A 24,280-nucleotide genomic window follows, 5' to 3' on the forward strand; every position below is an offset into this window, starting at 1 on the left:
CGACCGGAGTTGGAGCATGTCAGACGTCGGGACGGAGCGGAGGCGGTTGACCCTGTCGCAGGACGAGTTCGGCGTGCTGGGGTCTCTCGTGGTCCGCCGGAACGGCCGTTCGGTCCCCGTCACCGCCGCCAAGCACCGCATCGTCCTGGCGACCCTGCTGCTGGACGCGAACCGCTCGGTGCCCGCGAGCGACCTGATCCGCCGGGTGTGGGGCGAGACGCCGCCGGACCGCGCGGCGCAGACGCTGCCGGTGTACGTGATGCGGTTGCGGCGCGCGCTCGGCGATCCGCCGCTGATCCGCACCACGCCGACCGGCTACCGCATCGACCTGCCGCCCGACGCGCTGGACCTGCACCGGTTCGATGCTGCGGCCGAGCAGGGCGCGAAGCTGGCCGCCGCCGAGGACTTCACCGCCGCCGCCGACGCCTACGAGCGGGCGCTGGCGTGCTGGCACGGGCCGCCGCTGGCCGACGTGCCGTCAGAGTCGCTGCACGAGACCGAGGTGCCGAACCTCGTCGAGCAGCGGCTGCGGGTGACCTCCGAGCTGGTGGACGTGAAGCTGCGGCTGGGCCGCTCCGACGAGGTGGTCGCGGACCTGCGCCGGCTGACCGCGCAGCACCCGTTGCGCGAGCGGTTCTGGTCGCAGCTGATGGTGGCGCTGTACCGGGTGGACCGGCAGGCCGACGCGCTGGACGCCTACCGGCAGGCGTCCACGGCGCTGGCGCGCGAGCTGGGCGTGGACCCGAGCGACTCGCTGCGCGCCGTGCACCACGCGATCCTCACCGGCGACCCGGCGCTGCACCAGCCGGTCGCGAGCACGTGGGCGCCGGTGTCGCAGCTGCCCGCGCCGGTGGGCAACTTCGTCGGCCGCGGTGCGGAGCTGGCCCGGGTGACCGGGCTGTTGACGCGCGGCACGGCGACCGTGGTCGTGTGCGGGCCGCCGGGCGTCGGCAAGACGGCGTTCGCCATCTCGGTGGGGCACGCGGTGCGCGACCGGTACCCCGACGGGCAGCTGTACGTGAACCTGCGCGGCCACTCCACGTCGCCGCCGCTGTCGACCTCCGCCGTGCTGGCGCGGTTCCTGCGGGCGATGGGCGTGCGGGCCGACCACATCCCGGTGGACGAGGAGGACCTGGTCGCCGGCTACCGGGCCCGGCTGCGCGGCAGGCGGGTGCTGATCACGCTGGACAACGCCGCGTCGGTCGACCAGGTGCGGCCCCTGCTGCCCCCCGACCCCGGCTGCTCGGTGCTGATCACCAGCCGCAACGAGCTGCGGCTGCGTGCCACGACCGTGCGGCTGGACGTGCTGCGGGGTGACGAGGCGTGGAAGCTGCTGGCCCGGTCGTTGGGCGCGGACGCGGCCGTGACGCACTTCGACGCGCTCGGCGAGCTGGCCCGGCTGTGCGGGTACCTGCCGCTGGCGCTGCGGATCGCGCTGGGGAACCTGGTCGGCTCCCCGCACGTGGACGTGGCGTCGTACGTGGAGGAGTTGCGCGGTGGCGACCGGCTGGCCGCGCTGGCGGTGGACAACGACGACACGGCGGCGGTGCGGCGGGCGTTCGACCTGTCCTACGCGGCGCTGGCGCCGGGGGCGGCGCGGCTGTTCCGGCTGGCCGGGTTGCTGCCGGGGCCGGACTTCTGCGTGTTCGGCGCGGCGGCGTTGCTGGACGCGCCGGCGGACGTGGCGCGCGGGCTGCTGGAGGACCTGGCGTCGGCGCACCTCCTGCAGCGGGTCGGGCCCGACCGGTTCGCGCTGCACGACCTGCTGCACGACTACGCGGCCGACCGCGCCGAGGCGTCGGGCGAGGACATGGCGGCGGCGCGGCTGCGGCTGTTCGACTGGTACCTGCGCACGGCGAACGAGGTCGGCGACGTGCTGTACCCGGAGCTGGGCATGTCCGGGCCGCCCCGGATGAGCCCGGACGACGCCAGGGGGTGGCTGGCCGCGGAACGGGCCAGCGTGCTGGCGGCGACCGAGCACTGCGCCGTGCACGGGCCGTTGCCGATGGCGTGGCAGCTGATCAACTCGGTGAGCGGGTACCTCGGGTCGCACGGGCACCACGTGGAGTTCCTGAACGCGGTCGGCGCGGCGCTGGGCGCGGCGCGGGCGGCCGGTGACCGTGATGCCGAGACGATGATGACGGTGTGGCTCGCGACCGAGCACCGGAACCTGGGCAACCTGCGGGTCGCGCAGCGGTACCTGCGGTCCGTGGAGCCGACCGCGCGGGCGGAGTGGCTGCACGTCGGGTTGGACGGGATCGTGCACCTGGAGCTCGGCGAACTGCCCGCCGCGCTCGCGTCGTTCGAGCGGATGGCGGAGCTGGGCGACGTGGAGGGCGCGCTGCCGCACGTGCGGATCTCGGCGGTGACCGGGCTCGGCGCGGTGTGGTTGATGCGCGGCGACCTGGCGACTGCCGAGTCGTTCCTGTCCGAGGGGCTGGAGCTGGCGCGTGCGGCCGACGGGGTGAACATCGAGGCGGCGTGTGCCGCGCTGCTCGGGCGGTGCAGCACGGCGTCCGGGGACTACGCGCGTGCGGCGGAGCTGCAGCGCTACGCGTTGGAGGCGTGGTACCGGAGCGGCGCTCGGCACCCGCGGGCGGAGTCGATGGCCCACCTGGCGGCGGCGTTGTGCCTGGCCGGGGAGCACGCGGAGGCGATGCGGACGGCCCAGCGGGCGTTGGCGCTGGTGCAGGAGCTGGGCGGGAGCCGGCGGATCGAGTCGGAGGTGCACAACGCACTCGGCCTGGTCCTGCGCCACCTGGGCAAACCGGCCCGTGCGGTGGCGGCCCACCTGCGTGCGCTGGAACTGGCCACGTCGTCGGAGTACCGCTACGGCGTCGCCCGCTCGCACGTCAACCTGGTCCACGCCCTGGCCGCCGACGGCCGCCGCGAGGAGGCCCTCCGCCACGCCCGCGTGGGCCGTGACCTGGCCTCCCGCCGCGGCTTCGCGGAGTTCGAGTCCCTGGCCTCCGCCGCCCTGTCCGACCTGTCGTGAGCGTTGAACTCGGGGTGCCCGAACGTAGGACACACGCGTTCCGAATGTAGGACTCTCGCGCGTGTCGAACGTTCAGCGCCCGCGTGTCGAACGTTCGCGACCCCCGAATTCAACGCTCGGGTACCCCATCGGACGACCTGAGTGACGAACTCGGGGGTCCTGGAGGTTCGACACGCGGGACCTGAACGTTCGACACGCGGATTTGCGCCAATTAAGACCACTCCTCCGGGTCGTTGACCGCGTGGTCGGTGAACGAGAGCATCGGGTTTCGATACTTCGGCGGCGCACTCGTGGGGGATGTCATGGATTCCGATCCGCACGTCGGACTGGCGCGGATCGTGGACCCGGCGCCGCGCACTTCCGCCGAATTGGTCTGCGCCCTGACGGAGTTGGCACGGCTGGCGAATGAGTGGTCCGACGTGGTGCGCGGGTTGCACGAGCCGACGCGGCGACTGGTCGGCAGCGCGGCGGCGGCGTCGGTCTCGCTGGCCGCACGCAGGGCCGAGGAGGCGTTCCTCGAACTGGAGATGACTCTCGGTGACGCCCAGGCAGCGCGCCGGTCATTGCCCTTGGCCACCCCGAAGGGTGAGGATAGGCGTCCGGTGGTCTAATCGCCGACGCTGCCGACCACACCGCATTGGAACTCCATGACCTCAGGACTTCCCTGCCCTCTCTGCGAGGGCCCGGAGCGCCGTGGGGCGCTCGAGCGAACACTGAGGGTGCTCGCCGTGGACGACGAGGCCCCCGCGCTGGAGGACCTCGTCTACCTGCTGCGCTCCGACCCGCGCGTCGCCCACGTCGAGGGCGTCACCGACGCGACCAAGGCGCTGCGGACGCTGCACCGCGCCATGGACGCCGGTCAGCCGGTCGACGCCGTGTTCCTCGACATCCGCATGCCCGGCCTCGACGGGCTCGACCTGGCGCGCGTGCTGTCCCGGTTCGCCCAGCCGCCGCGCATCGTCTTCGTCACCGCGCACCAGGAACCGGCCGTCGAGGCATTCGAGCTGAAAGCGCTCGATTACCTGCTCAAGCCCGTTCGGGCGGAACGGCTGGCCGAGTCCGTGCACCGGATCGTGCACGAGGTGCTTGATTCGAAGACGCCGGAACCGGCCGCCGCCGCGCCCGCCGAGAAAACGCCCGACGTGGGCGACGAAGTCATTCCGGTCGAACTCGGCGGCATCACCAGGTTCATCCGGCTGGCCGACATCCGGTACGTCGAGGCCCACGGCGATTACGCCCGCCTGCACACCGCGACCGGGAGCGGACTGGTCCGCGCCGCGCTCAACGGCCTGGAAGAGCGGTGGCGGTCCGCGGGGTTCGTGCGCATCCACCGCAGCCACCTCGTCTCGCTCGGCCACATCGACGAGCTGCGGCTGGAGGACGGCCACCTGAGCGTCAACATCGGCGGCGCGGTGCTGCCGGTCAGCCGGCGGCACGCCCGGCACCTCCGGCAGCTGCTGGTGCGCCGCAACCGGCAGCCGTCGTGACCTCGCCGCAGCGACCGCACACCCAGCGGGTCGTGGTGACGAGCCCGCGCACCCGCGCGCCGCGCGCACCGCGCCCGTACCCCGCGTCACGGGAGATCGACGAGCAGAGCGAGCTGGGCGCGGTCTACATGCGGTCGCTGATCCGCACCCAGCGGCGGCTCGGGCTGCTGCTGTGCGCGGTCGTGTGCGGGAGCGTGGCGGCCCTGCCCCTGGTGTTCACGTTCGCGCCCCAGGTCGGCGCGCAACGGCTGCTGGGCCTGCCGCTGCCGTGGCTGCTGCTGGGCTTCCTGGTGTTCCCCGTGTTCGTGTTGGCGGGCTGGTTCTACGTGCGCCAGGCCGAGCGCAGCGAGCGGGAGTTCGCGGAGCTGGTGGAACGTTCGTGAGCAGCGGGTACGGCATCGTCGCGGTGCTGGTGGTCGCGGTCGGCACGATGTTGGTCGGCACGTACGGGCTGCGGATCTCGCGCACGACGTCGGACTTCTTCGTCGCCTCGCGCACCGTCTCGCCGTGGTGGAACGCCTCCGCCATCGGCGGCGAGTACCTGTCCGCGGCGTCGTTCGTCGGCATCGCCGGGCTGATCTTCGCGCACGGGCCGGACATGCTGTGGTTCCCGGTCGGCTACACGGCGGGCTACCTGGTGCTGCTCGCGCTGGTCGCCGCTCCCCTGCGCCGCAGCGGCGCGTACACGTTGCCGGACTTCGCCGAGGCCCGGTTCGCCTCGCCGGCCGTGCGCGCGGTGGCGAGCGTGTTCGCGCTGGGCATCGGGTGGCTGTACCTGCTGCCGCAGTTGCAGGGGGCCGGGCTGACCCTGCACACGGTGACGGGCGCGCCGGACTGGGTGGGCGCGCTGGTGGTGGCCGTCGTGGTCACCGCGAACGTGATCTCCGGCGGGATGCGCAGCATCACGTTCGTGCAGGCGTTCCAGTACTGGCTCAAGCTGACCGCGATCGCGGTGCCGGTGGTGTTCCTGGTGATGGCCTGGCACGCGCACGGCGCGCGTGACCTGACCGGGCCGCAGTTCCCCGAGTTCCCGAAGCAGACCACGGTCACGTTCGACTCCGACACGACGTTCGACGCGTCCCGCGCCACGCCCTACAACGGCTCCGGCCGGGTGGACGGCGAGCGGGTCGACGGCGGTGGGCAGCTGACCGTGGGCCGGCACGAGGTGTCGGCCGGCACGCGGCTCACGTTCCCGGAGGGCGCGGCGGTGCCGCACGTGCGGTCGATCCCGTCGAACACCAACGACGTGTGGGCGCTGCCGATGCGCGGCGGCGAGCGGTTCCCGCTGTACGCGGTGTACTCGCTGATCATCGCCACGTTCCTGGGCACGATGGGCCTGCCGCACGTGATCGTGCGCTTCTACACCAACCCGAACGGCCGGGCGGCGCGGCGCACGACGTTGATCGTGCTGGGTCTGCTGGGCGTGTTCTACCTGATGCCGCCGATCTACGGCGCGCTCGGCCGGCTGTACACGCCCGAGCTGCTGATGACCGGCGACACGGACGCGGTGGTGCTGGTGCTGCCGAGCCGGATGATCGACGGGCTCGGCGGGCAGCTGCTGGGCGCGCTGGTGGCCGGCGGGGCGTTCGCCGCGTTCCTGTCCACGTCGTCCGGCCTGATGGTGTCGCTGGCGGGCGTGCTGAGCCGGGACGTGCTGCGGCTGCGCGGCGTGCGCGGGTTCCGGGTGTCGACGGTGCTGGCCGTGCTGGTGCCGTTGGGCATGACGTGGCTGGTGGGCAAGGTGCCGGTGGCGGACATGGTGGGCCTGGCGTTCGCGGTGGCGGCGTCGTCGCTGTGCCCGCTGCTCGTGCTGGGCATCTGGAGCACGCGCATCAGCACGGTCGGCGCGGTCGCCGGGATGGTGGCGGGCGGCCTGCCCGCGCTGGTGGCCGGCCTGGTCACGATCAGCACGCGCGGCGGCGGCGCGTGGTACCACGTGTTCCTGGCCCGGCCCGCCGCGTGGACCGTGCCGTTGGGCTTCGTCGTGATGTACGTGGTGTCGCTGCTGACGCCGCGCAAGGTGCCTCCGGGGGTGAACCACGTCATGGTGCGCTTGCACGCGCCGGAGAACCTGGGTCTGCGCAGTCAGGACCGGTTGTGACCGCGTTGTGGACGGCGGGCGCGATCCTGCTCGTCGGGGTGGCCGTGGTGATCACGCTGTGGTGGACGTCCCGGACCCGCAACGACTTCCTGACCCACGAGCAGCGGATCACGTTCGAGACGCTGCACACCGCGTGGTCGGCCGCTCCCCCGCTGCGCGCCGGGCTGGTGCCGGAGGCGGCGAAGAAGTCGGCCAAGCACCTGCGGACGCTGCTCGGCACGCCCGCGCTCGCGTTGACCGACGAGACCGAGGTCGTGGCGTGGGAGGGCGAGGGCGAGCACCACGCGGCCGAGGCGATGGGCCTGGCCGCCGACGTGTTCGACACCGGCCGCACCCGGGCGTTCGACATCACGTGCTCCGCGCCCGACTGCCCCGTGCACACGGCCGTGCTCGCGCCGCTGACCGTGGAGGGACGGGTGGTCGGCGTGCTGGCGGCGTACAGCCGGGAGGCGTCGGCCGGGTTGGTGCGGGCGACCAACGAGGTGGCCAGGTGGGCGTCGGGCCAGCTGGAACTGGCCGAACTGGACCGGTCGCGGACCCGGTTGGTCGAGGCGGAGGTGCGGGCGCTGCGGGCGCAGATCTCGCCGCACTTCATCTACAACTCGTTGTCCGCCATCGCGTCGTACGTGCGCACGGACCCCGAGCGCGCTCGCACGCTGTTGCTGGACTTCGCCGACTTCACCCGGTACTCGTTCCGCCGGGCGGGCGACTTCACCACGTTGTCGGAGGAGCTGAAGTCGATCGACCAGTACCTGGCCCTGGAACGGGCGCGGTTCGGCGAGCGGCTCAAGGTGACGTTGCAGATCGCGCCGGAGGTCCTGCCGGTGACCGTGCCGTTCCTGTGCCTGCAACCGCTGGTGGAGAACGCGGTGCGGCACGGGATGGAGGGCAAGGTCGGGCCGGGGCACATCTCGATCCAGGCGGCGGACGCGGGCGCGGAAGCGCACATCACCATCGAGGACGACGGCATCGGCATGGACCCCGACGCACTGCGCCGCACGTTGGCGGGCCAGGTCGGCGAGACGGCCGGGATAGGGCTGGGGAACATCGACGAGCGCCTCCGGCGCTGTTACGGCGACGACTACGGTCTCGTCGTGGAAACGGCGCAGGGGCTCGGCACGAAGATCAGCGTGAGGGTGCCGAAGTACCAGGCGGGCGTCCACGCCTAGCGGCACGGATGAGGTGGGGCGGATGACGCGACCGACGGACTACCCGCAGCACCGCACCATCGTGGTCCTCGGCATCGCCCCCCGGGCCTGGAGAGGACGCACCGAACTGGTGCAGGAGCAACGCCACAAGGCATTGTCGGGCGTGATCGAGAGATCATTCCGCCGAGCGGGGCTGACCTTGGAAACCACGTACCGCGAGGCCGGGGACAACGGGGATCTGATCCTCGTTGCCCCCGACGTGCCGAAGGCCGCCATCGCTGAGAAGTGGCTCAGGCAACTTGCGCGGCAACTCAACCGGTACAACGCCGACCGGTCCGAGGACGACCGGCTGGGGCTGCACGTGGCGGTGCACGCGGGCGAAGTCCTCCGGGGCGAGCGCCGCCCGAGCGGCCCAGGGGTGGTCCTGGCCTTCCGGCTCTTCGACTCCGCAGCGTTCCGGGTCGCCGCCACGGCCCACGGGGTGAGCGTCATCGCCTCCGACTGGTTCTTCGATGAGGTCATCAGGCACACCGAGGAGGCCGGCGCGTACGCGCGGGTCCGGGTCGAGGTAAAGGACACCAGCACGGTCGCCTGGATCCGGACGGGTGAGACCCGCGTGGTGGAGGCCGACCGCGCGGACTTCGCGGTGGTGTACGCCTCGGCCGACGCGGAGTGGGCCGAGTGGATCGCCTTCCAGCTCCGGCAGGCGGGGTACTCCGCCGTGCTGGACGCCCGAGCCCTGCGGCCGTCACGCCTCGGCTCCACGCCGGAGCTCGACCGCGTCGACCGCACAGTGGTCGTCGTGTCGCAGAACCTGTCCGCGCAGGAGATCTCCGCCGCGCGGAACCTGCCGGGCGACGTCATCGCCGTCCAGGTCGCGGTGAGGACCGCGACGAAGCTGTTCCAGCGCACGTGCGACCTGGTGGGTCTCGGCTCGGAGGCCGCCCGGGACCGGCTGCTCGCCGCGCTCGGCATCGCGGGCGGCGGTGTGGAAGGACCCGGGTACCCCGGTGATCCCGGCCCGACGACCGTGCCGGTGGTCCGCGACGAGCCGCGCGCGCCGAGGCTGGTCGTGGTGGTCACCAAACCGGACCACGTGTTCGCCAAGGCGTTGACCGAGTCGCTGGCGGGGCTGCTGTCGGAGGGGGCGCTGTCGCAGGTGGCGCTGAGGTTCGTCGACGAGAGCTTCGACTTCGACACCGTGGTCGTCCCGGTGGTCCGGGACGCGGACCTGGTGCTGCTGGTCGTGAGCCGCTACCTGCTGGCCACCGGCTACGGTGCCAGCCGCGAGCTCGGCGTGGCCCTGGAGCGGCACCGGCGGAAGGCCGCTGTGGTGCTGCCCGTGGTGGCCCGGCCCACGTCGTGGGAGGAGCAGCCGTTCGGGTCGCTGGCCCCGTTGCCCACGGGTGGTCGGCCGGTGGTCGACTGGGACAGCCTGGACGAGGCGCTGTTGAGCGTGGTCGAAGGCGTGCGGTTCGCCGCACGGCAGCTCCGCGGCGAGCCGCCGATGCCGGTGGACGCGAAGACCGTGGCGGAACCCCGCAGCCTCGGTGACGTGTTCACCGTGGCCGGTGTGCCGACGGTGACCTTCGTGGAGCCGGACGACTTCGTCGAGTTCCGGATGTCGCTGCGCCAGCCGGGCCTGGGCATCGTGCTCGAAGGGCCGTCCGGCATCGGCAAGACGACGATGTTGCGCAACGCGGTCGCCCGTGACCGGGACCGGTTGGGCGAGGTCACGGTGTTGAGCGCCCGCAACCCCGCCGACCTGCCCGCCATCACCGCGTTGCCCGACGAGCACACCGGCCTGGTCGCGGTGGACGACTTCCAGCGATTACCGGCAGACCTGCAGAACAAGCTGGCCGACTACCTGAAGCTCTTGGCGGACAACAGCTCCCACGAACGGCGGTTGGTGCTGCTCGGCATCCCCGGCACGGCACGCCACCTGGTCTCCGTCGGCACGGACGTCGCCACCCGCATCCGGGTCTTCCGGCTCGGCGCGGCCGTCGAGGGCCTGATCGTCAAGATGATCGAGCAGGGCGAGAACGCGCTGAACATCGCGTTCGACCGCAAGGCCGAGATCTCCCGCGCCTCGGCCGGCAGCCTGCTCACCGCGCAGATGCTGTGCTGGCAGATCGCGGTCACGGCGGGGGTCGAGCAGACCGAGCCCGGCCGCAAGGCGGTGCGCACCGACCTCGCCCACGCCCGCGCCAAGGTCACCGAACGGCTGAAGCTCAAGTACCACGACGTCGTGGTCGACTTCGTCACGCGCGACCGGCCGGACGAGGCCGTGTGCGTGGACCTGCTGCTGGAGCTGGCCCGCACACCGGACGGGATCCTCAGGCTCGACGAGCAGCGCGCGGAGCTGTTCGAGGGCCTGCGCGGCGACCACCTGTTCCACGACCCGCGCGGGCGCCGGTTGGTCGCGGACGACCCGCAGTTCCGGTTCTACCTCGGCCAACTGCGCCGCGACGACCTGGTCGAACTGGCCGGCAAGCGCTTGCCGGTGCCCCGTGACCAGGTGTTCGTCTGCTACAGCCACCAGGACGCCTACTGGCTGACCCGGCTCCAGGTGCACCTCAAGCCGCTCCCGCTGGACGTCTGGTCGGACCGCCGGATCGAGCTCGGCGACCAGTGGCACCGGGAGATCACCGCCGCCCTGGCCCGCGCCAAGGCGGCGTTGGTGCTGGTCAGCGCGGACTCACTGGCCTCGGACTACATCAACTCCGAGGAGCTGCCACGCCTGCTGGCCGCGGCCGAGGAGGGTGGCTGCCGGATCATCCCGGTCCTGGTCGGCCCGAGCCTGTTCCACGAGACGCCCGCGCTGAGCCGGTTCCAGGGCGTGCCCGCGAAGTCCACGCTGAGCGAGCTGCCGCCGCACGACGGCGAGCGCGTGCTGGCCGACCTAGCGGCCAGGCTGGCGAAGCTGTCCGGCTGAGCCGCCCCGGCGGTACGACGAGGCCGGTCAGGCGTTATGCCCCCGGTCGACCGGGGGACCGGTCAGGCCGCGAGGACCGCCAGTCCCAGGGCCGCGGCGCCGGCGGCGGTGAGACGGGCGGGCGCGCGGTCACCCGGCGCGACCGGGCTCGCCGGTGCGATCAGACCGGCGTGCACCAGGGCGCGCGCCGCGGTCGGATCGCAGAACGGCAGACCGTCCACCCGCACGTCGGGCTCGGCGCTGCGGGTCAGGTCGACCCGGTTCGCGACCGTCGCCCTCAGCAGCGCGATCTCGCGTCTGGACAGCTCCTTCATGACTTACACCTCCAGTGGGACGTACGGCGTCGCGGACGTCCCGGTTCACAGTTGGGACGCCCGCGTTGCCACCGTCGTTCCCCGTACCGTTCAGCCCGCTGCGCGCGCGCCGCGTCGTTCCGCCGCTTCCAGCACCAGGCGCAGCCACTCGGCGTCGCCCGCCGCGCCCTCCACCGCCGCCCGGCGCAGCCGCAGCCACAACCCGGCCTCGCTCCACTCCTGGAACCGGCGGTGCACGGTCGGCACGGTCACGCCGAACGTCGGCGGCAGGTGCCGCCACGCGCAACCGCTGGTCAGGACGAACACGATCGCGGTGAAGATGGCCCGGTCCGACACCCGGCCCCGGCCACCGCCCTGGCGGCGCACCTTCGCGGGCGGCAGGAGCGGCTCCACCACGGCCCACAGCGACGGCGGCACCAGGCGCACGGCCAGCTGCTCGATCACGTCGGCGTGCGGCGGTCGGGGTGGCGCCTCCGGCGCCCGGCGCACCCACGGCTCCTGCCGCTGGGCGTCACCGCGCTGGCGGGCGCGCAGCAACATGGCCAGGGCGGCGTCGTCCGTGCGCCTGGGGGCGACCGCGGGGTGCGCGTGCTGCTGCACCTGACGGGCGATCTCCGCGCCCACCGTTCGACCGAACGGCTGCGCTGGTCGTACGTAGTTGGTCATCAGGTCCTCCGCCCAGGACGTCGTGATGCCCATCACGCTAGGAACACCGGCGCTCCCTGGTAAGGGAACGCGCGACGAACGGGAGTGGTCCAGCGTCACGCGGCCACCGGCACTCCGCCGAACGGCAACGCAGGAGCGACGAGCGGATGAGCGGTCACTCCCCGATACCGGCTGCGCACGGATACGCTCGAAGGTGTGAGCACTGCGCCGCGACTCCTCGCCACCAGCGACCTGCACGTGACGTACCAGCAGAACCGCCACTTCGTCGAGGCCATCCGGCCGCACTCGCCGGACGACTGGCTGATCGTCGCGGGTGACGTGGCGGAGAAGTTCGACGACGTCGAGTGGGCGTTGAGCGTGCTGCGCGGCCGGTTCGCCAAGGTGGTCTGGTCGCCGGGCAACCACGAGCTGTGGACCACGAAGGACGACCCGGCGCAGTCCCGCGGCGAGGTGCGCTACAAGCAGTTGGTCGAGCTGTGCCGCAGCATCGACGTGCTCACCCCCGACGACGAGTTCGCGGTGTTCGAGGGCGTCGGCGGGCCGGTGGCGGTGGCGCCGCTGTTCACGCTCTACGACTACACCTTCCGCCCGGCGGGCACGACGGACAAGGCGTCCGCGCTGGCCGCGGCGCAGGAGGCCGGGGTGATCTGCACCGACGAGTACTTCCTGCACCCCGACCCGTACCCGAGCCGCGAGGCGTGGTGCGCGGCGCGGATCGAGGAGAGCGAGCGGCGGTTGCGCGCCGTGGACAGCTCGTTGCGCACCGTGCTGATCAACCACTGGCCGCTCGTGCGCGATCCCACGTTCGTGCTGCGGTACCCCGAATTCGCCTTGTGGTGCGGCAGCGAGCGGACCGCGGACTGGCACTTGAGGTTCCGCGCGGCGGTGATGGTCTACGGGCACCTGCACATCCCGCGCACGATCCGCAAGGACGGCGTCCGCTTCGACGAGGTGTCGCTCGGTTACCCGCGGGAGTGGCAGCCGCGCGGCTGGACCGCCGCGCCGCTGCTGGACGTGCTGCGCGAGGGGGACGCACGGTGATCACGGACCTGCTGCCGCCGCCGGTGTCGGCGTTCGACGCGTTCGACGACCCCGACGGGGTGGTGTTGTTCCCCGAAGAGGAGGAGCACGTCGCCCGGGCGGTGGAGAAGAGGCGCAGGGAGTTCACCACGGGCCGGCACTGCGCGCGCACGGCGCTGGCCGCCCTCGGGTTCCCACCCGCGCCGCTGCTGCCCGGTCCGAAGCGCGAGCCGACGTGGCCGGAAGGCGTGGTCGGCAGCATCACGCACTGCAAGGGCTACCGGGCGGCGGCCGTCGGCCGAACGTCCGAGGTGTGGACGATCGGGATCGACGCCGAGCCGAACGAGCCCACGCCGGACGGTGTGCTGGAGGCCGTCGCGGTGCCGGGTGAGCTGGCCCGGATGGGTGAGCTGCGGGCCTCGGGCGACAAGGTGGCGTGGGACCGGCTGCTGTTCAGCGCGAAGGAGACCGTCTACAAGGCGTGGTTCCCGCTGGCGCGGACGTGGCTGGGGTTCGAGGATGCGGAGGTGACCATCAACCCGGACGACGGCACGTTCACCGCGCGGATCCTCGTCGAGCCGCCCGTGGTGGACGGCGTGGCGCTGGACGGGTTCACCGGTCGCTGGCTCGCGCGGGAGGGGTTTGTGGTGACCGCGATCGCGGTACCCGCGCGCTGATCGGGATCGGGAAGGCGGCGGTATGGGCGACGAGGTCGGGCGACAGCAGTTCACCCGCGACGACCGGACGCGGTACCGCACGAAGGTGCGCCGCTGCCTGGACGTGTTCGCCCGGATGCTGGGCGAGTCCAGGTTCGAGTTCGACCGGCCGACGACCGGGTTGGAGATCGAGCTCAACCTGGTCGACGACGCCGGCGACCCGGCGATGCGCAACGCCGAGGCGCTGGAGGCCATCGCCGACCCGGATTTCGTCACCGAGCTCGGCCAGTGGAACCTGGAGATCAACGTCGCGCCCCGGCTGCTGACCGGCGGCGGGATCACCGCGTTCGAGGACGTCGTGCGGGCGTCGTTGAACGAGGCCGAGCACAAGGCGCGCGGCGTCGACGCGCACATGGTGATGATCGGGATCCTGCCGACGTTGCAGCCGAAGCACCTGGCCGTGGACGCGCTCTCGGGCAACCCGCGGTACACGCTGCTCAACGAGCAGGTGCTGGCCGCGCGGGGCGAGGACCTGCAGATCGCGATCAGCGGGGTCGAGCGGTTGCAGCTCACCGCGGACTCGATCGTGCCGGAGGCCGCGTGCACCAGCACGCAGTTCCACCTGCAGGTGTCGCCGGAGGACTTCGCGGCGTACTGGAACGCGGCGCAGGCCATCGCGGGCGTGCAGGTCGCGATCGGGGCCAACTCGCCGTTCCTGCTGGGCAAGGAGCTGTGGCGGGAGACGCGGATCGCGTTGTTCCAGCAGGCCACGGACACGCGCAGCGACGAGCTGAAGGAGCAGGGCGTCCGGCCGCGGGTGTGGTTCGGGGAGCGGTGGATCACGTCGATCTTCGACCTGTTCGAGGAGAACGTGCGGTACTTCCCGGCGTTGCTGCCGATCTGCGACGAGGAGGACCCGTTGCAGGTGCTGGAGCGCGGCGACACGCCGTCGTTGGCGGAGCTGCGGCTGCACAACGGCACGATCTACCGCTGGAACCGGCCGGTGTACGACGTGGTGCGCGACCAGCCGCACCTGCGCGTGGAGAACCGCACGTTGCCCGCCGGGCCGACCGTGGTCGACATGCTGGCGAACGGCGCGTTCTACTACGGCCTGGTGCGCGTGCTGGCCGAGGAGGAACGGCCGCTGTGGTCGCAGATGTCGTTCAGCGCGGCGGAGGAGAACTTCACCTCGGGCGCCCGGTCGGGCATCGACGCGCAGGTGTACTGGCCGGGGCTGGGCACGGTGCCGGTGGTGGAGCTGGTGCTGCGCCGCCTGCTGCCGATGGCGCACGAGGGCTTGGTGCGGATGAAGGTGGACCCGGCCGAGCGCGACCGGCTGCTGGGCGTGATCGAGCAGCGGTGCCTGACCGGAGTGAACGGGGCGACGTGGCAGGCCCGCGCGTTCCACCGGCAGTACGACCACACGGCGCTGGACCGGCCCGAGGCGCTGCGCCGGATGCTGCGCTCGTACCGGGACCTGATGCACACCAACGAACCGGTCCACACCTGGCCGGTGCCCTGAGCCCGGGATTTGTCGGACCCCGCCGGTAGAATGAGAACAGGGGTCCCCTCGGGCGAGGACCCCTGCGAAGCGTTCTAGCCGAGTGCTCCGAGCGCTTTCACGGCGTCGGACTGCCGGGCCTCGACGGCGCGGTTCCACCACAGCTCGCCCTCCGCGCTCCCCTTGTGCAGGGCGGAGAGGCTGAACATGGCGTCCGAGTGGCCTTGCTCGGCGGCGCGGCGGAACCAGGTCTCCGCCTGCTCCGACGGCGGCTTGATCCGGCTGCCCGGACGACGGGCCGCGGCACGGGTCTCGGCGCTCCCCGACCGCGTCAGCAGCATCCCCAGCTCGTACATCGCCCGGGTGTCACCCGCCTCCGCCGCACGGCGGAAGCAGCGCTCGGCGCCGTCGAGGTCGTCGCGCCGCCGGGCCAGCACGCCGAGGACGACGAGCACCCGGTGCGCGGCCCCCCGTTCCAGCCGGTCGAGCGCCGAGGGCTCCAACGGCGGCAGCGCGTCCCACAGGTCGTGGTCCACCTCGCCCGACGCCCGCTCCAGCAGGCGTTCGGCCTCGGCGGTCTCGTCCCGGTGCACCAGCAGCAGAGCGAGGTCGGCCAGGGCGGACGCGCGACCGGCGGACGCCGCTCTCCGGTACCACTCCTCGGCCTCCGCCACCCTGCCCAGGGCCACCAGCACCGAGCCGAGTTGGCCCATCGCGTCGACGTCACCGGCCTCGGCGGCACGGCGGTGCCAGGTCTCCGCGCCGGCCACGTCACCGCGCCCGGCCAGCAGCTCGCCGAGTTCCACCAGGAAGAACGGCTCGCCGGTCGCCTCGACGGCCCGGCGCAACCACCGCTCCGCCTCGTCGGTCTCACCCCTGGCCCGCAGCCGGGTGCTGATCACCGCGAGCGCCCGCGGGTCGCCCGACTCGGCGGCACGGCGGTACCACGCGTCGTCGTCGCCGGAGCGGCCCGTCGACGAGAGCAGGTCGGCCAGCGCGGTCATCGCCTCCTGGTCGCCGCGGTCGGCGGCTTCCCGGTACCAGTGCTCGGCGTCGTCCAGCCGGTCGTCCTGCCTGGCGAGACGGGCCAAGCTGTGCATCGCGGTCGTGTCGCCCAGCTCGGCGGCGCGGGCGTACCAGCGCGAGGCTTCGGCGAGCGCGCCGCGTTCCTCGCGGATCATCGCGAGCAGGTTCATCCCGTCGACGTCACCGCGATCGGCGGCGGCGCGGTACCAGACCTCCGCCGCCGCCACGTCACCGCCGCGCGCCGCGGCCACCCCGAAGCCGACCACGGCCGCCGTGTCGGCGTCGCCCGTCTTCTCGCGCACGTGTCCCCCTTTGGCGTCGCCCCACCACCGATGCTCCCAGACCGCGAGGCCCCATGCCGCCGAAGATCCCCCGACCGCCGCCGAGCCGGGGGCTTCCGGCGTCGGCGGCGGTGCACCGGTCAGCTCGTCGGGAAGTTGTCCGGGGTCCTCATGCGGTCACGGATCCAGGCGCCCGCGGGCTTGAGCACACCCGTGCCGGTGAACGTGGAGCCGGCGCACGTGCCCTCCTTGAACACCGCGCCCGAGCGGAAGTCGTCGGAGAAGTTCCAGTTCGTCCAGCCGATCTTGTTGGCGGCCAGGAAGTCCAGGTACTTCTGGCTGTACGCGAAGTCGTTGCCCCCGTCGCCGGTGTAGGTCTGGGTGCCGAACTCGGTCACGAAGATCGGCAGCCGCGCCGCCGCCCGCTGCAACGCGGCGAAGTACTCGTCCTGGTGCGACGCCGCGTAGAAGTGGAACGTGTACATGAAGTTCGTGGCGTTGATGGGATTGGCGATGATGTCCTGCTCGCTGCGCCCGTCGGAGATGCCGAGCGAGCCCCAGCCGTGGGTGCCGACGAACACCACGCCGTCGGGGTCCTGCGCCCTGATCACCGGGATCATCTGCTCGGCGTAGGACTTGATCCCCGCCCACGACACGTTGTTCGGCTCGTTCGCGATGTCGTAGATGATGTTGGTCTTGTCCCGGTGCCGCTGCGCGACCTCGGTGAAGAACGTGCGGGCCAGGGAGATGTTCGCGTTCGGGTCGCCCGGGTCGAGCTGGTGCCAGTCGACCAGCGCGTACAGGCCGCGCCGCGTCGCCTCCTCGATGTAGCCGTGCACCATGTCGGTGAACTTGCGCGGGTTCGTCTCGTACCCGCCCTCCTGCACGTACAGCGAGATCCGCAGGACGTCCGCGCCCCAGTCGCTCGCCAGCGCGTCCAGCGAGGCGGCCTTGACGCACTGCGAGTACCACTGGATGCCGTGCGTGCTCATTCCGCGCAACTGGATCGCGTGCCCGTGCTGGTTGCACAGCTTCACGCCGCACACCCGCAGCTGCCCGTTGACGTCCGCGGGCCGGCCGGCGCCGGTCGTGCCGGTGTCGACGGTGAGCCGGTCGAGGTTCGGCCCGCCGTTGGCCGTGGTCGCGGTGACGCGCACGCGGTTCGCGCCGGCGACCAGCTGCGCGGTCGCGGAGCCCGTGCCCCAGCTGGACCACGCGCCGGTGCCGGGGAACGCCACGCTCACGCCGGCCGAGCCGTTGACCGCGACGCTCACCGGCCGGTTGGCGGTGGTGCCGTTGGCGTAACGGAAGGACAGGGTCGCGGGGCCGGCGGTCGCGGCGGTCACGGTGAACTCGACGTACGCGCCGGACTCGTTGTCGTAGTTGACGAACCCGCTGCCGGTGTAGCCCGCGTGGTTGGACTCGACCAGGCCGTCGGAGATCGTCGCGCTCTCCGCCTGGTGCTCGGTGACGGCCGTCGTGCCGGGGTCGTCCGCCGAGGCCGTCGGCACGGACAGGACCGCCGCGACGAGCGGCGCCAAGAGGATCGTTACGGGCCATCGGGGTGTCACAGGGCGCCTCCCACGTTGCAGGGTGAACACGGTGGCGGCGGTTCAGTTAGGAAACTTTCCTATCTGTTGGGTGGGATCACAGCACCCCGGGACACCCGCTGTCAACGGTTCGGGAAGCCGCGCGAAGGCCGGTTCAGGACACCGGGGCCGGGCTCGCGGCGCGGCGGGCGCGCAGGTGGGTGCTCGCGCTCCACGCCGACACCAGGCCGGGCAGCAGCACGTGCCACGGCAGACGGGCCAGCACGTCGCGGCGCACGGTCAGCACGATCCGACCGGACGCGCCGCCGTCCAACCACACCACTCGCAGCGGCACGTCGACCGCCACGTCCTCGACGGTGGCGAGCGACACCAGGCACGACGGCAGCGCCACGCGGTGGACGCACGACTCGGCGGTGAAGCCGTCGGCGCGCAGCACCTCGTGCCGCACGAACAGGGACCGCACGGCGGCGACCAGGCGTCGTTCACCCAGACCCGCCCGCACCTGGATGGTCATGGACTCGTACCCGGCGGTCACGACAGGCCGTGTGGACACTCAGTGCCTTCCCTCGGTTAGGTCACCCTAACTTAGCACTAGTACTCGTCGCCGCCGAAGAACGTTTCCTCCAGCCGGTCCGCCGTGCCCGCCAGCAGCGCCAGCGGCTCGGTGAACTCGTGGATGTCCAGGTCCGACAACGGCAACGAGTGCCGCAGCACGACGTGCTCCCCCATGATCGCCGCGCCGCACGCGATGGTCGAGTTGCCGACCTCGGCGAGGAACGCGTGCAGGTCGACGCTCGACGCCAGCCCGATCGGCGACGCGATCTGCACCCACTCGTGCAGCTTGTCGAGCACTTCGCGGACCAGGATGACCACCTGGGTCCGCTCGTCGTCCTCGTCGTACTGCTCGAAGTTGAACAGGATCCGGATCTCGTCCTCGTTCTCCGCGATCACGTCGTAGGTGTCGTGCACGTATGCGGCGAGGTCGCCCCAAGTGGCCATGCGATCACCCTACGGGCGCGACCGCCGCCCACACCGCATCCCCGACCAGATCCGACGCCTGGGCCAGGTCGAGCACGCCCATCAGGTGCCGCCGGGCGCACTCGTGCGCGGGACCCATCACCACGGCGTCCAACGCCCACAACGGGATCTCGCGCAACTCGCCCGCCGCCATGCGTGCCGCGAACCAGCGCGCGACCGGCTCGAACACGTCCGCTTTGACGGCGGGATCGGCGGTCGACGGCGCGGCGTAGAGGAACCGCGCCCGGCCGGGGTGCTCGGTGACCCACGCGAGGTACCGCGCCACCACCGCCCGCACGGCCTTCTCCGCGTCGCCGCCGTCCAGCGCGGGCGCCACCGCCGCCACGCAGTGCGCGAAGCTCTCCCCGTACAGCACGGTGAACAGGCCCGCCCGGCTGCCGAAGTGGTGGTACACGCTGCCGTTGGACACCCCGGAACGGGCGGTCAGCGCGCTGATCGTGACCGCGTCGAGCCCTCCCTCGTCGACCAGCGCGAGGGCCGCGTCGAGCACTGCCCGCTGACCAGTCGATCTCACGGGGTTAGAGTACCGCTCTAGAGCGTCGCTCCCCCTGGAGGTCACCGTGGCCCGTTCCATCCCCGATCTACTGCGTGAACGCGTGCGGGAGACCCCGGACGCCGAGGCGCTGCGCCACCGCACCGGAAGCGGGTGGACGTCGCTGACCTGGGCCGAGGTCGGCGAGCAGGTGCGCAGGCGGGCGCTGGGCTTCCGCGGGCTCGGCGTGCGCGACGAGGCCAGGGTCGCGATCATGGCGGCCACCAGCGTGGACTGGATCCTCACCGACCTGGCCGTGCTCGCGGCGGGCGGCGTGACGACCACCATCTACCCCAGCAGCACGCCGGACGTCGTGGCGCACATCGTCCGCGACTCGGGGAGCGTGCTCGTGGTCGCCGACCCCGACCTGGCGGGCAAGGTCGACGCGAAGGTCGTCACGCCCGACTGGGAGCCCGACGAGGTCGAGGGCGACTACGACGCGATGGTCGACGAGATCACGCCGGACCGGCTGGCCACGCTGATCTACACCTCCGGCACCACGGGCACGCCCAAGGGCGTCGAGCTGACCCACGACAACTGGCTCTACACCGCCGAGGCGATCCGCGAGCTGGGCGTGCTGACGCCGGAGGACCTGCACTTCCTGTGGCTGCCGATGTCCCACGCGTTCGGCAAGGTGCTCCAGGTCGGGATGCTCGCGACCGGCGCGCCCACCGCCGTGGACGGCGACGTGGACCGGATCGCGGCCAACCTGCTCGAACTGCGCCCGACCGTGGTGGCCGCCGCGCCGCGGATCTTCGAGAAGATCCACCAGCGGGTCGTGGCCTCCATGCGCGAGGCGGGCGGGGTGAAGGCGAAGCTGTTCGACTGGGCGTTGACCGTGGCCGAGCACCCGGACTGGACGATCCGCCGCAAGGTCGCCGACAAACTGGTGTTCAGCAAGCTGCGCGAGCGGGTCGGCGGCCGGATCAAGTACTTCGTGTCCGGCTCCGCGCCGCTGTCGCGCCCGGTCGGCGAGTTCTTCGACCGCGCGGGCATCACGATCCTGGAGGGCTACGGCCTGACCGAGTCGTCGGCGGCGTCGTTCGTGAACCGGCCCGGCGCGAACAAGCTCGGCACGGTCGGCAAGCCGCTGGTCGGCACCGAGGTCCGCATCGCCGACGACGGCGAGGTGCTGATCGGCGGGCGCGGCATCATGCGCGGCTACCACGGGTTGCCCGACGAGACCGCCGAGACGTTGCAGGACGGTTGGCTGCACACCGGCGACATCGGCGAGCTGGACGAGGCAGGTCGGTTGCGCATCACCGACCGGAAGAAGGAGCTGATCAAGACCTCCGGCGGCAAGTACGTCGCGCCGCAGGCGGTGGAGGGCCTGGTCAAGGCGAACAGCCCGTACATCGGCAACGTGCTCGTGCACGGCGACGGCCGCAACTACTGCGTCGCGCTGGTCACCCTCGACGCCGACCTCGCGCCCGCCGACCTCGACGCGGACGCCGAGGTCGGCCGGGCCGTGTCGGCGGCGAACGAGAAGCTGGCGCGGCACGAGACGATCAAGAAGTTCGCCGTGCTGCCGAAGGACTTCTCGGTGGACGACGGCACGCTCACGGCGAGCCTGAAGATGCGGCGCAAGGAGATCGAGGGCCGCTACAAGGACGTGCTGGACGGCTTGTACTCCTGAGCCTGGCGGCGTTGCGCGGGGTGCGCCACCGCGATGGCCCACACCGCCGCCACCAGCACGGCGACCACCTCGGTCAGCACCAGCAGCCGTTCGACGTACCCGAGCGGGATCACCCGCCACCAGGACGTGCCGACGACCGCGTTCACGCCGATCGCGTACAGGATCGGCGTGAACGCCAGGGCCGATAGCACGCCGAGCCGGAACGTCCACCGGGCGTGCGCGCCCCACACCGGGTCGCGCCGCCACGGTCGGGCCAGCATCATCGCCGCGATCGGCAGCGCGACGAACGCGAGCAGGCTGCCGAAGCGGTGGATGCTGCCGCTCATGCTCGGGCCGATGGCCCAGTTGTTCTTGGGGAAGATCACGACCAGCGTCAACCCGACCGACCACGCGGCGAACGCCACCGAGCCCACCGAGTTCCACCTCGCGATGCCGCGTCGGACCAGCACGGCGAGGATCGCCACCGACCCGGCCACCAGCAGCAGGACGGCGGTGTCGAACACCCAGCGCTGCGGCCCGAGGGCGTATTCGCTGATGGTGCGGCGGAGGTGTCTCGTGGAGTCGCCCAGCCGGTAGAGGTCCATCCCGCCGACGAGGGCGACGGTGAGGAGGACGGCGACAGCGCCCGCGAGGGCGACGAAGCGGGCCGGGGAACGGGTCGGGGCGAGTTCGGCGGTCAGCACAACGGGCAGAACGGACGGCGGCCGTCGTGTTGTTCCGGGACCGGTGGATCGACAGCTAGTCGACAGTGGGGCCCGTCCCGGTGGTGCCCCGACTGTGGATCACCCGACCGGGCGAAGAGTGCAACCTGGGACAACCTGAATCGCATGTCTCACGTTAGCCGGATAAAACGGCCGGCCCGGCGGCGACCAGGCGTGGGCAGGCGCGGCGCGGGTGCGGGGTGCGGGTGCGGGCGAGACAGAACGGGGGTGGGCGGGACCGGGCGAAGGCGGACGGCACGGGGCAGGCGAGGACAGAACGGGGGGTGACACAACGGGGGTGACCGGACGGGGGGTGGGGCGCGGGCGGCACACCTCGCCCTCGCTGGACCCGCAGCCGCACCCTGACCGAACCCGAACCTGAACCCGCCGCCGCACCCTCGACCCGCCCTCACCGGGCCTGGGGTCGGAGCCCGTCGAGGATGACCTGGGCGAGGTGCGCCGAACGCGTCTCGCCGGCCTCCGCCTCGGCGTGCCGAATCGCGGCGAAGGCGCCGGCGACGAGCGCCATCACCTCGTCGACGGTGACGTCGTCGCGCACCACGCCTGCCGCGTGCGCGCGGTCGAGCAGGCCGGCGACCTCGCGGGTCAGGTCCGCCGCGACGTCCGGCGCGGCGGTGCGCAGGTCGAACTCGGCGGCCATCAGCGCGCTCTTCACGGCCGTGTTCTCCGCACCCATCGCGATCATCCGCGAGAGCTGGGTGAACAGCGCCGCGGGATCGTCGGTCGCGGTGAGCGCCTTGGCCTCCGCCACCAACTGCTCCAGCTGATCGGTCACGACGGCCAGGTACAGGGCTTCCTTCGTGGGGAAGTGCCGGTGGACGGTACCGGGACCGACGCCCGCGCGGCGGGCGATCTCGTCGAGCGAGACGCCGAGGCCCTCGTCGGCGAACAGCTGCCGCGCGGTCCGCAGGACGCGCTCGCGATTGCGGCGCGCGTCGGCCCGCAGCTCCCGGTCACGTCCGGGAGTTGTCGGGGACGTCGGCGTGGCGGGGGACTCGGGCGCGGCGGAGTTCGGCGCGGCGCGCTCGGGAGATCGGCTGGACATGGCGGTCCAGTGTAACCGGGGCGGCGCACCGTATAGTCTGACCCATAACCGGGGCGTCGACCCGGTTAATGCGAATCGGACGATCACGCGGAGCGCACCGATGACCACACACGACGCCGGAGCCCTCGTGCGGCGGATGCAGGAGTGCTTCAACACCCGGCAGTTCGACCAGGCCGACGAGCTGTTCACCCCGGACTTCGTCAGCCACCCCCTCGGCACCACCGGGTTCGAGGCGGGCAAGCGCGTCTGGCGCCTGCTCGTCACCCACTTCCCCGACTACCGCGTGGTCGCCCAGGACGTCCTGGTCGACCACGACAGAGTCGCCATCCGCTCGTCCGTCGAGGGAATCCCGGCCCCGGACGACGGCGTGCGGCCGATGTTGATCGAGGTCTTCCGCGTCGAGGACGGCCGGCTCGCGGAGATGTGGGGGCTCGGCCAGGGACTCCCCCGCGAGATCCTCCGCTGAGCGGTCGGCGGGTGCGGGCGGGGGGGGCGCCGAGTCAGCTGGACTGGCGGACCACGAGCGTCGGCGCGAACACGACGGAGCTGACCGGGCGGTCCGGGCGTTCGACCCGCTGCACCAGCAGCCTGGCCATCTCGGCGGCCATGTCCTCCACGGGCTGGCGCACCGTGGTCAGCGGCGGGTCGCACTCGACGGCCGGGCTGCTGTCGTCGAAGCCGACCACCTTGAGGTCCTCGGGCACCCGCCGTCCGCCGTGGCGCAGCACCGGCAACGCGCCGGTCGCCATCAGGTCCGAGGCGACGAACAGCCCGTCGACGTCCACGTCCACCAAGCGCCGTGCCGCCTCGGCGCCGCCCTCGCGGGAGAAGTCGCCCTCGACCACCGCCGGCTCGGGCAGGCCGTGCCGGGCCGCGGCGTCGCGGAAGCCGCGCAGCCGGTCCTGGCCGGCGGGCGTCTCCAGCGGGCCGGTGATGGTCGCCAGCCGTCGGCACCCCGAGGCGACCAGGTGGTCGGCGGCGAGCCCGGCCCCCGCGGCCTGGTCGACGTCGACGTAGGTGATCGACATCGGCCGGACCGGGCGCGCGGCCAGCACGACCGGCAGGTTCGCCTCGATCAGCTGCCGCGGCAGCGGGTCGGCGTCGTGGGTGTGGATCAGGATCACGCCGTCCAGCCGGTGCTGCCGGATGTCGTCCACCACCTCGCGGTGATCACCCGTGGTCAGCACCAGCTGCACGCCGAGCGGCCGGATCACCGGCAGCACGCCGCTGACCACCCGGCCGAAGTACGGGTCGTGCACGGTGCGCCCCTCTTCCGGCAGGACGAGCCCGATGGCTCCTGCCCTGCGGGTGACGAGCGAACGCGCCGCGCGGTTGGGCGTGTACCCGGTCGTGGAGATGGCCTTCTCCACGACTTGGCGCAGCTCACGGTCCACCGTGGCGACCCCGTTGACGACCCGGGACACCGTGGCCCGGGAAACCCCCGCGATCCGCGCGACCTCTTCCAACGTGACTGGTCTGCGGTCCACGTCAGCCTTTATACCGGGGGGGGGGGGGGGGGGGGGGGGGGGGGGGGGGGGGGGGGGGGGGGGGGGGGGGGCGGGCCGGGGGGGGGGGGGCGCGGGGGGGTCCCCCTCACGCTTTTTTCGGGGGGTGGCGCACCCGCGGC

21 protein-coding genes and 1 pseudogene are annotated in these 24,280 nt (G+C 72.3%); 12 read left to right on the plus strand and 10 right to left on the minus strand.

The features are described from left to right. Positions 1-16 precede the first annotated feature (16 nt). The 7 genes from LNK82_RS46985 (at position 17) to LNK82_RS24070 (ending at position 10,666) form a co-directional block, all read left to right on the plus strand. On the plus strand, positions 17-2,995 hold the full coding sequence (locus LNK82_RS46985; RefSeq protein WP_268996914.1) for an AfsR/SARP family transcriptional regulator: 2,979 nt from the start codon (positions 17-19) through the stop codon (positions 2,993-2,995). Between the two features lie 302 nt (positions 2,996-3,297). Then, on the plus strand, positions 3,298-3,606 hold the full coding sequence (locus LNK82_RS24045) for a hypothetical protein (RefSeq protein ID WP_053721693.1): 309 nt from the start codon (positions 3,298-3,300) through the stop codon (positions 3,604-3,606). Positions 3,607-3,642: 36 nt separating this feature from the next. After that, on the plus strand, positions 3,643-4,482 hold the full coding sequence (locus tag LNK82_RS24050) for a LytR/AlgR family response regulator transcription factor (protein WP_230569251.1): 840 nt from the start codon (positions 3,643-3,645) through the stop codon (positions 4,480-4,482). Next, on the plus strand, positions 4,479-4,865 hold the full coding sequence (locus tag LNK82_RS24055; protein ID WP_053721694.1) for a DUF485 domain-containing protein: 387 nt from the start codon (positions 4,479-4,481) through the stop codon (positions 4,863-4,865). Before LNK82_RS24050 ends, LNK82_RS24055 begins: the two co-directional genes overlap by 4 nt. Then, on the plus strand, positions 4,862-6,583 hold the full coding sequence (locus LNK82_RS24060; RefSeq protein ID WP_230569252.1) for a sodium/solute symporter: 1,722 nt from the start codon (positions 4,862-4,864) through the stop codon (positions 6,581-6,583). Before LNK82_RS24055 ends, LNK82_RS24060 begins: the two co-directional genes overlap by 4 nt. Further along, positions 6,580-7,752: a GAF domain-containing sensor histidine kinase gene (locus tag LNK82_RS24065; protein ID WP_230569253.1), complete on the plus strand. Its 1,173-nt coding sequence runs from the start codon at positions 6,580-6,582 to the stop codon at positions 7,750-7,752. The genes LNK82_RS24060 and LNK82_RS24065 overlap by 4 nt, the downstream gene beginning before the upstream one ends. Before the next feature lie 22 nt (positions 7,753-7,774). Next, positions 7,775-10,666 (plus strand): TIR domain-containing protein, encoded by a 2,892-nt coding sequence (locus LNK82_RS24070; protein ID WP_230569254.1) that lies wholly within the window; start codon positions 7,775-7,777, stop codon positions 10,664-10,666. Between the two features lie 62 nt (positions 10,667-10,728). Here the strand turns inward: LNK82_RS24070 and LNK82_RS24075 are convergent, their stop codons facing one another. After that, on the minus strand, positions 10,729-10,980 hold the full coding sequence (locus LNK82_RS24075; RefSeq protein WP_230569255.1) for a hypothetical protein: 252 nt from the start codon (positions 10,978-10,980) through the stop codon (positions 10,729-10,731). Positions 10,981-11,082: 102 nt separating this feature from the next. Further along, positions 11,083-11,424 (minus strand): annotated as a pseudogene (locus tag LNK82_RS24080) (transposase); the annotation flags it as partial. 417 nt (positions 11,425-11,841) lie between these two features. On the opposite strand from LNK82_RS24080, the gene LNK82_RS24085 reads away from it, so the two are divergent. The 3 genes from LNK82_RS24085 to LNK82_RS24095 are packed head-to-tail and all read left to right on the plus strand — an operon-like array spanning position 11,842 to position 14,844. Next, positions 11,842-12,687, plus strand: a complete 846-nt coding sequence (locus LNK82_RS24085) for a metallophosphoesterase family protein (protein WP_230569256.1) — start codon at positions 11,842-11,844, stop codon at positions 12,685-12,687. Continuing rightward, entirely contained in the window at positions 12,684-13,343 is a 660-nt protein-coding gene (locus tag LNK82_RS24090; protein ID WP_230569257.1) for a 4'-phosphopantetheinyl transferase family protein, read from the plus strand. The genes LNK82_RS24085 and LNK82_RS24090 overlap by 4 nt, the downstream gene beginning before the upstream one ends. Positions 13,344-13,365: 22 nt before the next feature. Next, entirely contained in the window at positions 13,366-14,844 is a 1,479-nt protein-coding gene (locus tag LNK82_RS24095; RefSeq protein ID WP_230569258.1) for a glutamate-cysteine ligase family protein, read from the plus strand. 74 nt (positions 14,845-14,918) lie between these two features. On the opposite strand, the gene LNK82_RS24100 is transcribed toward LNK82_RS24095, so the two are convergent. The 5 genes from LNK82_RS24100 to LNK82_RS24125 form a co-directional block, all read right to left on the minus strand. Further along, positions 14,919-16,151, minus strand: a complete 1,233-nt coding sequence (locus LNK82_RS24100) for a tetratricopeptide repeat protein (RefSeq protein ID WP_230569259.1) — start codon at positions 16,149-16,151, stop codon at positions 14,919-14,921. 119 nt (positions 16,152-16,270) lie between these two features. After that, complete coding sequence (locus LNK82_RS24105) at positions 16,271-17,671, minus strand: cellulase family glycosylhydrolase (RefSeq protein ID WP_308257258.1); 1,401 nt, start codon at positions 17,669-17,671, stop codon at positions 16,271-16,273. A gap of 163 nt (positions 17,672-17,834) precedes the next feature. Continuing rightward, a complete protein-coding gene (locus LNK82_RS24115; RefSeq protein WP_230569260.1) occupies positions 17,835-18,233 on the minus strand; it encodes a hypothetical protein in 399 nt (132 codons plus the stop codon). A 38-nt stretch (positions 18,234-18,271) separates the two neighbouring features. Next, on the minus strand, positions 18,272-18,679 hold the full coding sequence (locus tag LNK82_RS24120) for a hypothetical protein (RefSeq protein ID WP_230569261.1): 408 nt from the start codon (positions 18,677-18,679) through the stop codon (positions 18,272-18,274). Between the two features lie 4 nt (positions 18,680-18,683). Beyond that, a complete protein-coding gene (locus LNK82_RS24125) occupies positions 18,684-19,232 on the minus strand; it encodes a TetR/AcrR family transcriptional regulator (RefSeq protein WP_230569262.1) in 549 nt (182 codons plus the stop codon). A 46-nt stretch (positions 19,233-19,278) separates the two neighbouring features. On the opposite strand from LNK82_RS24125, the gene LNK82_RS24130 reads away from it, so the two are divergent. Next, entirely contained in the window at positions 19,279-20,886 is a 1,608-nt protein-coding gene (locus LNK82_RS24130) for an AMP-dependent synthetase/ligase (protein ID WP_230569263.1), read from the plus strand. Here the strand turns inward: LNK82_RS24130 and LNK82_RS24135 are convergent. Then, positions 20,853-21,569, minus strand: coding sequence for a DUF998 domain-containing protein (locus LNK82_RS24135; RefSeq protein ID WP_230569264.1), 717 nt, complete (start codon positions 21,567-21,569; stop codon positions 20,853-20,855). The genes LNK82_RS24130 and LNK82_RS24135 overlap by 34 nt on opposite strands. Before the next feature lie 427 nt (positions 21,570-21,996). Further along, entirely contained in the window at positions 21,997-22,653 is a 657-nt protein-coding gene (locus tag LNK82_RS24140) for a TetR/AcrR family transcriptional regulator (protein ID WP_230569265.1), read from the minus strand. Between the two features lie 100 nt (positions 22,654-22,753). On the opposite strand from LNK82_RS24140, the gene LNK82_RS24145 reads away from it, so the two are divergent. Further along, entirely contained in the window at positions 22,754-23,119 is a 366-nt protein-coding gene (locus tag LNK82_RS24145) for an ester cyclase (protein WP_230569266.1), read from the plus strand. A 34-nt stretch (positions 23,120-23,153) separates the two neighbouring features. On the opposite strand, the gene LNK82_RS24150 is transcribed toward LNK82_RS24145, so the two are convergent. Beyond that, a complete protein-coding gene (locus tag LNK82_RS24150) occupies positions 23,154-24,140 on the minus strand; it encodes a LacI family DNA-binding transcriptional regulator (protein ID WP_230569267.1) in 987 nt (328 codons plus the stop codon). Positions 24,141-24,280: the final 140 nt, after the last annotated feature.

Source organism: Saccharothrix luteola, from assembly GCF_020859565.1.
Classification (GTDB): domain Bacteria; phylum Actinomycetota; class Actinomycetes; order Mycobacteriales; family Pseudonocardiaceae; genus Actinosynnema; species Actinosynnema luteola.